The sequence below is a fragment of the Pseudomonas sp. SIMBA_068 genome (assembly GCF_046534705.1).
Lineage (GTDB): Bacteria > Pseudomonadota > Gammaproteobacteria > Pseudomonadales > Pseudomonadaceae > Aquipseudomonas > Aquipseudomonas putida.
Map to the genome: position 1 here is coordinate 1 of NZ_JAWRYI010000584.1, position 269 is coordinate 269.

Below are 269 nucleotides of genomic sequence, written 5' to 3' on the forward strand. Positions count from 1 at the left end.
CGAACCATGCGTTATTAAGTAAAATTATCATTAATCATCATTTTGAGTATGTTTTGCAATGATAAACCCGACATGGTTAAACACGTTTTGCACGTTGGTTGAGGTAAATCATTTTACCCAAACCGCCGAGCGCTTATTTATGACCCAATCGGGCGTAAGTCAGCATATAAAAAAACTAGAGCAGCAAGTAAACTGCGCGCTATTAGAGCGCCACGGCAAACAATTTACCCTTACCGTACATGGGCAAAACTTGTATCAACAAGGCAGCT

General features: G+C 40.5%; 1 protein-coding gene. It reads left to right on the forward strand.

Annotated elements, in window-relative coordinates; all coding sequences use genetic code 11:
- Positions 1-58: 58 nt before the first annotated feature.
- Positions 59-269 (forward strand): LysR family transcriptional regulator (locus SB756_RS30520; RefSeq protein ID WP_410913299.1); only part of this gene is annotated, 211 nt, incomplete at its 3' end.